At 41.2% G+C, this 13572-nt stretch carries 10 protein-coding genes; 8 read left to right on the top strand and 2 right to left on the bottom strand.

Annotation, left to right across the window (positions count from 1 at the left end; all coding sequences use genetic code 11):
• The first annotated feature begins 4 nt into the window (after nt 1–4).
• On the top strand, nt 5–2077 hold the full coding sequence (glyS, locus tag GWJ05_RS10725; RefSeq protein ID WP_087803699.1) for a glycine--tRNA ligase subunit beta: 2073 nt from the start codon (nt 5–7) through the stop codon (nt 2075–2077).
• 93 nt (nt 2078–2170) lie between these two features.
• Here glyS and GWJ05_RS10720 read toward each other — a convergent pair whose 3' ends face one another.
• Nucleotides 2171–3457, bottom strand: a complete 1287-nt coding sequence (locus GWJ05_RS10720) for a DUF3748 domain-containing protein (protein WP_161681405.1) — start codon at nt 3455–3457, stop codon at nt 2171–2173.
• A gap of 136 nt (nt 3458–3593) precedes the next feature.
• On the opposite strand from GWJ05_RS10720, the gene GWJ05_RS10715 reads away from it, so the two are divergent.
• The 6 genes from GWJ05_RS10715 to recG all read left to right on the top strand — a co-directional run bounded on the left by GWJ05_RS10715 (nt 3594) and on the right by recG (nt 10443).
• Nucleotides 3594–4211, top strand: a complete 618-nt coding sequence (locus GWJ05_RS10715) for a trimeric intracellular cation channel family protein (protein WP_006534609.1) — start codon at nt 3594–3596, stop codon at nt 4209–4211.
• Nucleotides 4212–4516: 305 nt separating this feature from the next.
• Nucleotides 4517–5140, top strand: coding sequence for a guanylate kinase (gene gmk / locus GWJ05_RS10710; protein ID WP_036933844.1), 624 nt, complete (start codon nt 4517–4519; stop codon nt 5138–5140).
• Between the two features lie 54 nt (nt 5141–5194).
• Complete coding sequence (gene rpoZ / locus GWJ05_RS10705) at nt 5195–5470, top strand: DNA-directed RNA polymerase subunit omega (protein ID WP_006534607.1); 276 nt, start codon at nt 5195–5197, stop codon at nt 5468–5470.
• 29 nt (nt 5471–5499) lie between these two features.
• Nucleotides 5500–7626, top strand: a complete 2127-nt coding sequence (gene spoT, locus GWJ05_RS10700) for a bifunctional GTP diphosphokinase/guanosine-3',5'-bis pyrophosphate 3'-pyrophosphohydrolase (protein ID WP_036933842.1) — start codon at nt 5500–5502, stop codon at nt 7624–7626.
• Nucleotides 7627–7628: 2 nt separating this feature from the next.
• Nucleotides 7629–8351 (top strand): tRNA (guanosine(18)-2'-O)-methyltransferase TrmH, encoded by a 723-nt coding sequence (gene trmH / locus GWJ05_RS10695; RefSeq protein ID WP_036933840.1) that lies wholly within the window; start codon nt 7629–7631, stop codon nt 8349–8351.
• A 4-nt stretch (nt 8352–8355) separates the two neighbouring features.
• Nucleotides 8356–10443: an ATP-dependent DNA helicase RecG gene (recG, locus tag GWJ05_RS10690; protein WP_036933838.1), complete on the top strand. Its 2088-nt coding sequence runs from the start codon at nt 8356–8358 to the stop codon at nt 10441–10443.
• Between the two features lie 150 nt (nt 10444–10593).
• On the opposite strand, the gene gltS is transcribed toward recG, so the two are convergent.
• Nucleotides 10594–11808, bottom strand: a complete 1215-nt coding sequence (gene gltS / locus GWJ05_RS10685) for a sodium/glutamate symporter (RefSeq protein ID WP_036933836.1) — start codon at nt 11806–11808, stop codon at nt 10594–10596.
• A 241-nt stretch (nt 11809–12049) separates the two neighbouring features.
• On the opposite strand from gltS, the gene GWJ05_RS10680 reads away from it, so the two are divergent.
• Nucleotides 12050–13441 carry a uracil-xanthine permease family protein gene (locus GWJ05_RS10680; protein ID WP_036933834.1) on the top strand — a complete coding sequence of 464 codons (1392 nt, stop codon included), beginning with the start codon at nt 12050–12052 and terminating at the stop codon, nt 13439–13441.
• The last annotated feature ends 131 nt before the right edge of the window (nt 13442–13572 follow it).

Genomic DNA, 13572 nt, shown 5'->3' with positions numbered 1-13572 from the left:
TATCATGACAACTGAGACTTTCCTCGTGGAAATCGGCACGGAAGAATTACCGCCGAAAGCGCTTCGTTCTTTAGCTGAATCTTTTGCTGCTAATTTTACTGCAGAGCTGGACAACGCCAATATCACTCATGGTGATGTATCTTGGTTTGCAGCACCTCGCCGTTTAGCCATTAAAGTCGCTAATATGGCGAAATCACAAGCAGATAGAACCATTGAAAAACGTGGTCCTGCAATTGCTCAAGCCTTTGACGCTGAAGGTAAACCAACCAAAGCAGCTGAAGGTTGGGCAAGAGGTAATGGCATTACTGTTGACCAAGCAGAACGCTTGTCAACAGATAAAGGCGAATGGTTATTTTATCGTGCAGAAGTAAAAGGTGAAGCAGTTAACCAATTGCTGATTGGCATGGTAAGCACTGCATTATCAAAATTACCAATTCCAAAATTAATGCGCTGGGGTGATAAAGATACTCACTTTGTACGTCCTGTTCATACTGTCACCTTATTATTAGGTGATACTGTTATTGATGGTGAAATTTTAGGTATCCAAAGCGATCGCGTTATTCGTGGTCACCGCTTTATGGGGGAAGCCGAATTTACGATTGATAATGCAGATCAGTATCCTGAAATTCTTTATGAGCGCGGAAAAGTTATCGCTGATTACGAAACTCGTAAATCCATTATTCTTCATGATGCTCGTCTTGCCGCTGAAAAACTGGGCGGTATCGCAGATTTAAGCGATAGCTTAGTGGAAGAAGTCACTTCATTGGTTGAATGGCCAGTTGTGTTAACAGCAAAATTTGAGGAAAAATTCCTTGCCGTTCCTGCTGAGGCACTGGTTTACACCATGAAAGGTGACCAAAAATACTTCCCTGTTTATGATAAACAAGGTGGATTATTACCTAACTTTATTTTCGTCACTAACATTGAATCATCTGATCCACAGCAGATCATTAGTGGTAACGAAAAAGTCGTACGTCCTCGCTTAGCTGATGCAGAGTTCTTCTTTAAAACTGACCGAAAACAACGTTTAGAAGATAACTTACCACGTCTTGAAACCGTATTATTCCAAAAAGACTTAGGTACACTGCGTGATAAAACCGACCGTATTCAAGCATTAGCTGGCTTTATTGCAGATAAAATGGGTGCTGATGTTAATAAAGCAACCCGTGCGGGTTTACTGTCAAAATGTGACTTAATGACCAATATGGTGTTCGAGTTCACGGATACCCAAGGTGTTATGGGTATGCATTATGCACGTCATGATGGTGAAGCCGAAGACGTTGCTGTTGCACTGAAAGAACAATATCAGCCTCGTTTTGCCGGTGATGAACTCCCTTCTAATCCTGTTGCTAGCGCCCTCGCTATCGCAGAGAAGATGGACACCCTTGCAGGTATTTTCGGCATCGGTCAACATCCAAAAGGGGATAAAGATCCGTTTGCTTTACGTCGTGCATCACTGGGTGTCTTACGCATTATCGTTGAGCAAGATTTACCGTTGGATATTGAAGAGCTGACGCAAGAAGCGGTTCGCCTTTACGGTGATAAACTGACGAACAAAAATGTCGTCAGTGATGTGGTTGAATTTATGTTAGGCCGTTTCCGTTCTTGGTATCAAGAATTGGGTTACAGCATTGATACTATTCAAGCTGTATTAGCTCGTCGCCCAACACAACCAGCTGACTTCAATGCTCGCGTTAAAGCGGTAACTTATTTCCGTACATTAGAAGAAGCCTCCGCATTAGCAGAAGCAAATAAGCGGGTTTCTAATATCTTAGCGAAATCTGCTAACGTAAAACTGAATGACACTGTTTTAGCTTCCGTCTTAAAAGCACCAGAAGAAGTTCAATTAGCGGCTAATCTTTCTGTATTACAAGATAAACTGGCACCATTATTTGCCGAGCGCAAATACCAAGAAGCATTAGTTGAACTGGCTTCATTACGTGATGTGGTCAATAACTTTTTTGATAAAGTTATGGTAATGGATGAAGACGAAGCGGTTCGTATCAACCGTTTAACCATGTTAAGCCAATTACGTGAACTGTTCTTAAAAGTCGCAGATATTTCTGTTTTACAATAAGTTGTAAACCTCAAAAAACACAAACCGGCATTGCTTTCACAATGCCGGTTTTTTATTAAATGAGAAGATATCTTCTCAATATATTATGACACTTTACAACCCTGTCTCGACTGTAAATATCTGGCGATAACCATCAACATCGCGCATAAATGCAATATATTGGTCATCCGGAGAGAATACAACGGCATCACTACTTGGTGCTTGTGCTGTTTTTTCTGTTAATCGCGTTAGTTCACCCGTTTTTGCATTACATAACATCACGCTGTTATCGCAAATAAAAGTGAGATATTGTCCATTACTATTCCATGTAAAGGCTGACTGAATATCCCAATCCTGCGAGGTGATCTGTTTTATTTCTTTCGTACTTGGCGAAACGGTATATAACTGTACAACACCATTACCCTCTTTCATTAAGAAAGCAATCGCATCACCTTGAGGTGAACTTCTTAACCAATGACGAGGCTGATTTAAAACACCCGCATATTTTCTATTTGCTGTGTTTGTTAGACGGACTTGGTGAATACCTTTAGCAACAGCTGGCATTGTTATGTCGGTTCCTGCCAGTGGTTTATCACCTTCAATGCTGAAAGCATGATTATCATCCGGTAAATCCACTAAGAAAATATCAGAAACTTTTTTGCCATCTTCACTCACCGTATCGCCAATAAAAGCGATCGCCCAACGCTGTTGTGAACCATCAACTTTAGTGTAGCCTTGTGTTCCAATCCAGCACTCTTCATAAGCTTTATTAATTTCGTCACTTCCCTTTTTCGGATGAGCAACAGTTTGACTTATCACAGTGCAAAAATATTCACCGTCATATTCACGCGGGTGTTTTTTAGCAACATTAACTGCTTTTAATGGTACCGCGACAGCGACATTACGTTGATCATATTCGCAACCCAGTTCATGCATAATATGGTCATTATAAGTAAAGCTTAATCGTGAACCATCAGGGCTAAATACATGAACATGCGTACCACCCCGTAATGCCCCTGCTTGATAAGGGGGAGTCAAAGAGCATGCATCGATATTAAAAGCACGATTTTGCTCTGATTCATTCACAATCACACCGCGACGGTGATGAAAATCATAATGCCATTCATCGTCTGGGTTTTCAGGGCCATGAATGAAGGCATAACGTACAGGCTCTATTGGACATACAGTAGCAACACCAACGTGTGCCCCTTGCATGGCTGTGTAAATTATCTGTTGCTGTTTTGTTTTCACATGAATTTTTTCTATGGTTAGACCTGTAAAAGATCCTCCATTGGGACGTACATCATAGACTAACCACTGGCTATCTGGCGTCCAAACATTTATATTAGTTAACTGATGATGACGGCGATCGAATGTAATCTGGTGTTCCTGAAAAGACATATTTATCCTTATCGGGAAATAAATTTCCACATTATAAAAACTAATTAATTTTACCTGGCACTAAAAAAATTCAGTCGAGACTTTTTCGCAAGGTAATTACTCTATCCTCACTAAATAGTCAGAAAATTAAAAAATCATGTTACTTAGTGTTCTCTATATTATTGGTATTACTGCAGAAGCCATGACCGGTGCGCTTGCTGCTGGTCGTCGTAAAATGGATGTTTTTGGCGTCATTATTATTGCCTCTGCAACCGCCATTGGTGGAGGCTCTGTCAGAGATATTCTCCTCGGCCATTACCCACTAGGTTGGGTTAAGCATCCTGAATATATTGTCACTGTTGCATGTGCTGCTGTTATCACCATGTGGGTTGCTCCCATGATGAAACATCTACAGCGACTCTTTCTTATCCTAGATGCCATTGGTCTCATGGTTTTCTCTATTATCGGCGCACAAATTGCACTCGATATGGAGTATGGCCCAATTATTGCTGCGATTGCCGCGGTGATTACAGGTGCTTTTGGTGGTGTATTAAGGGATATGCTTTGTAATACCATTCCTCTGGTTTTCCAAAAAGAAATTTATGCCGGTATCGCTTTTGGCGCCGCATGGCTTTATATGGGATTACTGTTTTATACACCATTACCAAGAGACGTCATTATCATCATTACCCTTATTGCAGGATTGACGGCTCGACTTCTCGCTATTCGTTATAAATTGGGCTTACCTGTCTTTAATTACGAGAATCAAGATTAACGAATCGCTGTTTTAACAACAGCGGTTATTTTTGATTCTGTGGGGTATCTCAAAATATAATCTCTTTTCGCTATTGTGATAAAAGGTAATTCCTATCACTGCACCCTTAATTATATGTTAATATTGACATAGTTTAATTTTTCTCTTGTTTTCCCAATTAAAAAAGAGAATACAATAAGAAAAAAATAGCCCTCTATTAAACATGGGCACTGTATGTCATTCATTGTATGTGTATACTATATGGGGGATTTGCTCCCTAAACTTGTATTTATACTTAATTCTCCAGTCAAATTCAGAAAGTCATCATGATCCAAGGAACTCTTTATATTGTTTCCGCTCCAAGCGGTGCGGGTAAATCAAGTCTTATTCAAGCGCTGTTAAAAACACAGCCTTTATATGACACGCAGGTTTCCGTCTCCCATACGACTCGCCCTATGCGACCGGGAGAAAGCCATGGTGAACATTACTTCTTTGTTACTGAAGAAGAATTCAAAAACATGATAGATAGCGGGGATTTCCTCGAACATGCTTGTGTTTTTGGTAACTACTACGGTACATCCGGCAAAGTCATCAAAGAAATCTTAGCCAGTGGCGTTGATGTCTTTTTAGATATTGATTGGCAAGGTGCGCAACAAGTGCGTAAAGCGATGCCTGAAGCTCGCAGTATTTTTATTCTGCCACCGTCAAAAGAAGAGCTTTATCGCCGACTTCGAGGACGTGGGCAAGATAGCGAAGAAGTGATTACAAAACGTATGTCACAAGCTGTATCGGAAATGGAACATTTTAATGAGTATGATTATTTGCTGATTAATGATGATTTCAATACTGCGCTTGCTGATTTACAATCAATTATTCGTTCCGAAAAATTACGCCTTGATCGTCAAACGCTACGACATGGTGATTTAATCAGCAAATTATTGGCAGACTGAGTTAACTTTCAGTATTATGCCCAGTCATTTCGTTAATGGTGGAGTAACACAAATATGGCACGCGTAACCGTTCAAGACGCTGTAGAAAAAATTGGTAACCGTTTTGACCTTGTTCTGGTCGCAGCACGTCGTGCGCGTCAGTTACAAGTTGGCGCTAAAGATCCTTTAGTTCCAGAAGAAAATGATAAAATGACTGTTGTCGCGCTACGTGAAATTGAAGAAGGCCTGATTAACGGTAAAATTCTTGATGCTCGTGAACGTCAAGAGCAGCAAGAGCAAGAAGCAGCAGAATTACAAGCTGTTTCAGCGATTGCGGAAGGTCGTCGTTAATCGTTTTATAAAATAGGGGTAGGTCTGCCTTGTACCTGTTTGAAAGCCTGAATCAAATCGTTCAAAAATACTTGCCATCAGAGCAAGTTGAACAACTTAAAAAAGCCTTTATCGTCGCCCGAAATGCCCACGAGGGACAAACTCGTTCAAGTGGTGAGCCTTATATTACTCACCCTGTTGCGGTTGCGTGTATTCTCGCAGATATGCGATTAGACCACCAAACGCTGATGGCGGCGTTGTTGCATGATGTTATCGAAGATACGCCTGCAACCTTTCAAGATATCGAAACTCTTTTTGGTAGTACAGTGGCCGATCTTGTTGAAGGTGTTTCTAAACTGGATAAATTAAAGTTTAGAGACAAAAAAGAGGCTCAGGCTGAAAACTTTCGTAAAATGATTATGGCGATGGTAAAAGATATCCGCGTCATTTTAATCAAACTGGCAGACCGAACTCACAATATGCGCACTCTGGGTTCATTGCGCCCAGATAAACGTCGCCGTATTGCTCGCGAAACACTCGAAATCTATAGCCCTCTGGCACATCGTTTAGGTATACATCATATCAAGACAGAGCTTGAAGAACTGGGTTTCGAGGCGCTACACCCTAATCGTTACCGAGTGATAAAAGAAGTCGTTAAGGCTGCTCGAGGTAACCGAAAAGAGATGATTAATAAAATCCTCTCTGAAATTGAAGGTCGCCTGACAGAAGCACATATCGAATGCAAAGTTAACGGTCGCGAAAAACACCTCTACTCTATCTATCGCAAAATGTTGCTAAAAGAGCAACGTTTTCACTCGATTATGGATATCTATGCCTTTCGCGTTATCGTGAAAGAAGTCGATACCTGTTATCGCGTATTAGGTCAAATGCACAGTCTTTATAAACCACGTCCGGGGCGAGTTAAAGACTATATTGCTATCCCTAAAGCTAACGGCTATCAATCTCTTCATACATCACTTATTGGCCCACATGGTGTGCCAGTTGAAGTGCAAATTCGCACTGAAGATATGGATCAAATGGCTGAAATGGGGGTTGCAGCACATTGGGCTTATAAAGAGCAAGGTGAACAACCGGGTACAACCGCACAAGTAAGAGCTCAACGCTGGATGCAAAGTCTACTTGAATTGCAACAAAGCGCAGGTAGCTCATTTGAATTTATCGAAAACGTAAAATCAGACCTTTTTCCTGATGAAATCTACGTTTTCACCCCAGAAGGTCGCATTGTTGAATTACCAACGGGGGCGACGCCTGTCGATTTTGCGTATGCTGTACACACTGATATTGGTCATGCGTGTGTGGGTGCAAGAGTTGATAGACAACCTTATCCACTTTCACAATCGCTACGCACAGGACAAACCGTTGAAATTATTACGGCTCCAGGTGCAAGACCGAATGCGGCTTGGCTAAACTTTGTCGTCAGTTCAAGAGCCCGCTCTAAAATTCGCCAACTACTGAAAAATTTAAAACGCGAAGACTCCATTAATTTAGGCCGCCGTTTATTGAATCATGCTCTAGGTGAGCATAAGCTCACTGATATTTCAGCCGAGAATATTGAGCGTGAATTGAAGCGAATGAAGCTTCATTCCATTGATGACTTAATGGCTGAGATTGGTTTAGGTAACACTATGAGTGTTGTTGTCGCGCGTAATTTATTAATTGATAGCCACAATCAAGATGATAACGCACAAACAAATGCAACTAATGATGAAACACCTAAACTGCCAATTAAAGGTGCCGATGGCGTATTGATCTCCTTTGCTAAATGTTGTCGTCCTATTCCAGGTGATCCTATCGTGGCACATATTAGCCCAGGAAAAGGCTTGGTTATTCACCATGAATCTTGTCGTAATATTCGTGGTTATCAGAAAGAGCCTGAAAAATTCATGCCTGTCGAATGGGATAAAGAGATCAACAGTGATTTCATTACTGAAATCAAAGTCGATATGATTAACCATCAAGGTGCATTAGCAAACTTAACCGCCGCAATCAATGATGCAAATTCAAGTATTCAAAGTATGAATACAGAAGAAAAAGATGGTCGTGTGTATTGTGCTTTTATTCGCTTAACTGCGAAAGACAGAATTCAATTAGCCAATATCATGCGTAAACTTCGCATCATGCCTGATGTTCTGCGTGTTAGTCGCAATAAAAACTAATCATGAATTCAATTCGATATGCCCGCATCTGCCAAATGATGGCAATGCGGCAACCCGACCTGACAGTTTGCCTTGAAGAAGTGCATAAATCCCATAATGTGGCAGCAGTCATAAGAACAGCTGATGCCGTGGGTATTCCTAAAATTCATGCTATTTGGCCTGAAGAAAAAATGCGAATGCTCATCTCCCCCGCAGCAGGAAGTAACAGTTGGGTAAATGTCGAAACGCACCCTTCAATCACTGATGCCGTGAATGTCTTTCGTACTCAAGGTATGCAAGTTCTTGCGACACATCTCTCAGATAAAGCTGTCGATTTCCGCGAGATTGATTACACTCGCCCAACTTGTATTATTATGGGACAGGAAAAAACAGGTATCTCACAAGATGCTATCGCACTTGCCGATCAAGATATCATTGTTCCTATGATGGGTATGGTGCAATCACTGAATGTTTCGGTTGCCAGTGCTTTAATTTTGTATGAAGCACAACGACAACGCCAGGCCGCGGGTATGTATAATCGAACAGAGAGCGCCCTGACAAAAGAACAACAACAAATTCTGCTATTTGAAGGTGGATACCCAGTATTGGCTGAAGTTTCTCGCCGAAAAGGCCTGCCTCGCCCATACATTAATGATCGTGGTGAAATAGAAGCACCTGACTCATGGTGGGCTGAAATGCAAATGACACAAAAACAACTTAGGAAATTAAAAAAGACGGAGTATTGATCCCATGAAAGGAAAACTGCTTGATGCAATCCCCTTAACCACTCTTCACGGCGTAGGTGCAAGTCAGGCAGACAAGCTGGCAAAAATAGGGCTTGTGACTATTGAGGATTTATTACTCCACCTTCCTTTGCGTTATGAAGATCAAACACATTTATATGCCATTAGTGATCTCCTTCCCGGTATTCCTGCGACTGTTTCAGGTGAAATCTTAAGAACCGAGGTCAGTTTTGGCCGACGAAAAATGATGACCTGCCAAATTTCTGATGGCTCAGGAATTTTAACGCTCCGATTTTTTAACTTTACGGCGGCGATGAAAAATAACCTTGCTCAAGGTAAACAAGTCACGGCCTATGGCGAGGTTAAACGTGGAAGTAGAGGCCCTGAAATTATTCATCCTGAATATAAAATTAAAGTGGCTGGTGCTGAAGTTAAACTGCAAGAAACTCTCACTCCCATCTATTCAACGACAGAAGGCTTACGCCAAACATCATTACGTAAATTAATAGAGCAAGCATTAGAATTACTTGATACCTGTGCTATTAACGAATTATTACCTGAGCAATTTATTCATGGTTTACCCCCGCTAGCCACAGCATTACGTACTTTACATAATCCGCCTCCTGATATCGCTTTTGCTGAACTTGAGAAAGGACAGCATCCTGCGCAAAAAAGGCTAATTATTGAAGAATTGCTAGCTCACAATCTAGGTATGCTCAATGCAAGAGCTGGTGCACAATCTTATCGTGCAGAGCCATTGTTTATGCCATATACATCAACATTACGTCAGCAATTTCTCGCCTCTCTCCCCTTTACCCCGACTAATGCACAACAACGTGTCGTCAATGAGATAGAAACAGATTTAGAAAAAGACTATCCAATGATGCGATTGATCCAAGGAGATGTAGGCTCAGGTAAAACGCTAGTTGCCGCATTAAGTGCGTTACGTGCTATTGCTAATGGTAAGCAAGTGGCTTTAATGGCACCAACAGAATTGTTAGCAGAGCAACATGCATTAACCTTTAGAAAATGGTTTGAGCCTTTTGGTATCCAAGTAGGTTGGCTAGCAGGAAAACAGAAAGGGAAAGCCCGCGAAACACAGCAAAATGCCATTGCGAATGGTGAAGTATCGATCATTATTGGAACACATGCGATTTTCCAAGAACAAGTTAAATTTCACTCTCTAGCCCTAGTGATTATTGATGAACAACACCGTTTTGGAGTACACCAACGTCTCGCTTTATGGAAAAAAGGTGAAGAGCAAGGCTTTCATCCTCACCAATTAGTAATGACAGCAACCCCGATCCCACGTACCTTAGCGATGACCGCTTATGCCGATATGGATACGTCTATCATCGACGAATTACCGCCGGGGCGTACGCCTGTTACTACTGTCGCTATCCCTGATACTCGCCGTAATGACATTATTGAACGCATCAGACTGGCTTGCACAGAAGAGAATCGACAAGCCTATTGGGTATGCACCCTAATTGAAGATTCTGAAGTGCTTGAAGCGCAAGCAGCCCAAGTTATCTATGATGAACTAACAATAGCACTCCCTGAAATCAAAGTAGGATTGGTACATGGGCGAATGAAGCCCACAGAGAAACAAGCTGTAATGGCGGCATTTAAAGAAAATGAATTACACCTCCTCGTTGCAACAACTGTTATTGAAGTTGGTGTCGATGTACCTAACGCCAGTTTGATGATTATTGATAACCCTGAAAGATTAGGTCTTGCGCAATTACATCAACTACGTGGTCGTGTTGGCCGTGGTGCGATTGCCTCTCATTGTGTTTTACTTTATAAAACCCCCTTAACGCAGACCGCTCGTTTACGATTACAGGTATTAAGAGACAGCAATGATGGCTTTGTCATTGCACAAAAAGATCTCGAAATTCGTGGCCCTGGTGAGCTTCTAGGTACTAAGCAAACAGGTAATGTACAATTTAAAGTGGCTGATTTATTACGCGATCAGGGACTCATTCCTGAAGTACAACGTATTGCACGTTACCTACATGAACATTACCCTAAGCATTCACAAGCCTTAATCGAACGCTGGTTACCGACTAAAACACAGTATAGCCAAGCATAAGATCATTCTTTGCATCGCCTTAACATGCCGTTAAACTCGATTCAGCGTGATATTGAAATAGAACATCCCATAAAAAAACACCCCAATGCTGAAAACCAACAATGGGGTGCTATTTAATACAGAGATACTTCTTCAGTGATAACGGTAAAACTATCCTGCTATAGGTGTAAAGAATGGCAATAGTAGATACAGCTTGATCACTATTGCATTCACAATATCAATAAAGAACGCACCAACCATTGGTACGACTAAGAACGCTAGATGAGAAGGCCCAAAACGATCCGTAACGGCTTGCATATTGGCAATTGCCGTTGGTGTTGCCCCTAAACCAAAACCACAGTGACCCGCAGCTAAAACCGCCGCATCGTAATTTTTACCCATTACTCGGAATGTCACAAAAATAGCGTATAGCGCCATGACACCCGCTTGAACGCCAAGGATAACCAACATAGGTATCGCCAGAGATGCAAGCTCCCATAATTTCAAGCTCATTAATGCCATCGCTAAGAATAACGATAAACTTACGTTACCTAAAACGGACACAGCTCTATCAAAAACACGATAGAAACCAAGCATTGACAGGCTATTACTTAAAATAACGCCGATAAACAGGACACACACAAAGGTCGGTAATGAGAATGCAGTACCTTCTAATAATTGAGAAAGGAATGTACCCGCCATTAAACAAATCGCGATCATCGCAATGGTTTCTAACAAGACCATTGACGTGATCATTCTGCCTGTAGTGGGTTTCTCAAACGCTGTTGGCATTTCATGGTCGTCAGCGCCTAATCCTGGCGTTGGAATATTTTTGATTAAGTAGCGCGCAACAGGGCCACCAATCAATCCTCCCAAAACTAAACCAAAGGTTGCACACGCCATCGCTACTTCAGATGCACTCATGAAGCCATAGTTTTCAACAAACGTTTTACCCCAAGCCGCTCCTGTACCATGACCACCCGATAATGTAATCGAGCCTGCAAGTAATCCCATTAATGGATCAAGACCTAACATTTTTGCTAGCGCGATACCAACGGTATTTTGTACTAACAACAACCCAACAACGACAAAGACGAAAATAAAAAGCGCTTTTCCTCCGGCCTTTAAGCTCGCGAGATTTGCGTTTAACCCGATTGTTGCAAAGAAGGCTAGCATTAATGGATCTTTAAGTGACAGATCAAAACTCACTTCCCAATCCATAAAAGATTTGAATGCTAATAGAAGAACTGCAACAAGTAGCCCACCTGCAACAGGTTCTGGGATCGTATACCGTTCTAAAAAAGGAACAGATTTCACTAACTTACGTCCGATCAAGAGAACCAAAGTGGCCGCAACCAGCGTGCCATAAACATCAAGATGATACATTTATGTACCCCGTCTTATTTGTTAATTTTATATAAAAATACTACGACGCTAAGTTCATCCATAAACAACGCCAAAAGCAGGTATCCCCGATTAGAAAAAAAAACGGAGACAAACACAAGTTAAAACATATAAAAATGTGAGCGCCTCTTATGCATTTTGATAACATCATTTTCACGCAAACGATTGCTTTTGTGGCGCAGATCATTAAAATACCGTTTTTGTCGAATAAGAAATTCACACCATGGTTACTTCAGAAAATCAAAAATTGCCTAAAGATAGTGATGTTTCAGTTAAAAAAAATAGCGAGCTTCTTTTTGCTTTAGAAGAAAAACCGCCATTAGCTCAAACGCTTTTTGCCGCATGTCAGCACCTTTTAGCCATGTTTGTCGCAGTTATTACTCCCGCAATTTTAATTTGCCAAGCATTAGGACTACCGGCACACGATACCCAACGCATTATTAGTATGTCTTTATTTGCATCAGGTATTGCCTCTTTAATACAAATTCGTGCGTGGGGGCCAATTGGTTCAGGATTATTATCGATCCAAGGAACTAGTTTTAACTTTGTTGCGCCTTTAATCATGGGGGGCTTAGCTCTTAAAAATGGCGGTGCCGATATTCCAACAATGATGGCAGCCCTTTTTGGAACCTTAATGATCGCCTCATTAACAGAAATCGTCCTTTCACGCGTACTTCACCTAGCAAGACGTATCATTACGCCTTTAGTTTCAGGTGTAGTCGTGATGATTATTGGTCTATCATTAATTCAAGTCGGATTAACGTCTATAGGTGGCGGTTATGCTGCTATCGAAAATAATACTTTTGGCTCACCACAGAACTTATTGTTAGCAGGCTCTGTACTTATCGTCATTATTTTACTAAACCGACAAAAAAACCCTTATTTACGCGTTGCCTCTTTAGTTATTGCAATGGCAGTGGGTTATGTTCTTGCTTGGGCTTTAGATATGTTACCCACACCCGCAGAACATCAAGAAACACCGCTGATCACGATCCCTGAGCCATTTTATTATGGCCTATCATTTGATTGGAATTTACTTATTCCTTTAATGCTGGTGTTTATGATCACTTCGCTAGAAACCATTGGTGATATCACGGCAACTTCTGATGTTTCAGAGCAGCCCGTCAGTGGTCCCTTATATATGAAGCGCATCAAAGGGGGTGTATTAGCTAATGGAATTAACTCCATGGTTTCAGCATTTTTCAATACCTTCCCAAACTCTTGCTTTGGTCAAAATAATGGTGTAATTCAATTAACAGGCGTTGCTAGTCGTTATGTAGGTTATGTTGTAGCAGCAATGCTTGTTATTTTAGGCTTATTTCCATTCGTTGCGGAATTTGTGCAACGAATTCCTGAGCCTGTATTGGGTGGGGCAACATTAGTCATGTTCGGTACGATTGCCGCATCTGGTGTACGTATCGTTTCTAAAGAAGCATTAAATCGCCGAGCAATTATGATCCTTGCGATTTCACTTGCTGTGGGATTAGGCGTTTCACAACAACCTCAAATATTACAGTTTGCACCTGATTGGTTAAAAACTTTACTCTCATCAGGTATTGCCGCGGGTGGTTTAACAGCCATTATTTTAAATCTGATTTTTCCACCAGAAAAATAATTAGAAAATCAGTCTATAAAGCGTTATTTCTCCGATTAAGAAATAACGCTTTATCTTCAAATTCAAAGTGATGGGTGTTTTTATACAAGCATTTTCCTTTCTGTTGCAGTAATTAATACTTATGATTTAAC

Origin of the sequence: Proteus sp. G2626 (assembly GCF_009915985.1) — a bacterium.
In the GTDB taxonomy this organism is placed as follows: domain Bacteria; phylum Pseudomonadota; class Gammaproteobacteria; order Enterobacterales; family Enterobacteriaceae; genus Proteus; species Proteus vulgaris.
The sequence above is the reverse complement of the archived record's forward strand: the minus strand, read 5'-3'. Positions and strand labels throughout refer to the sequence as shown.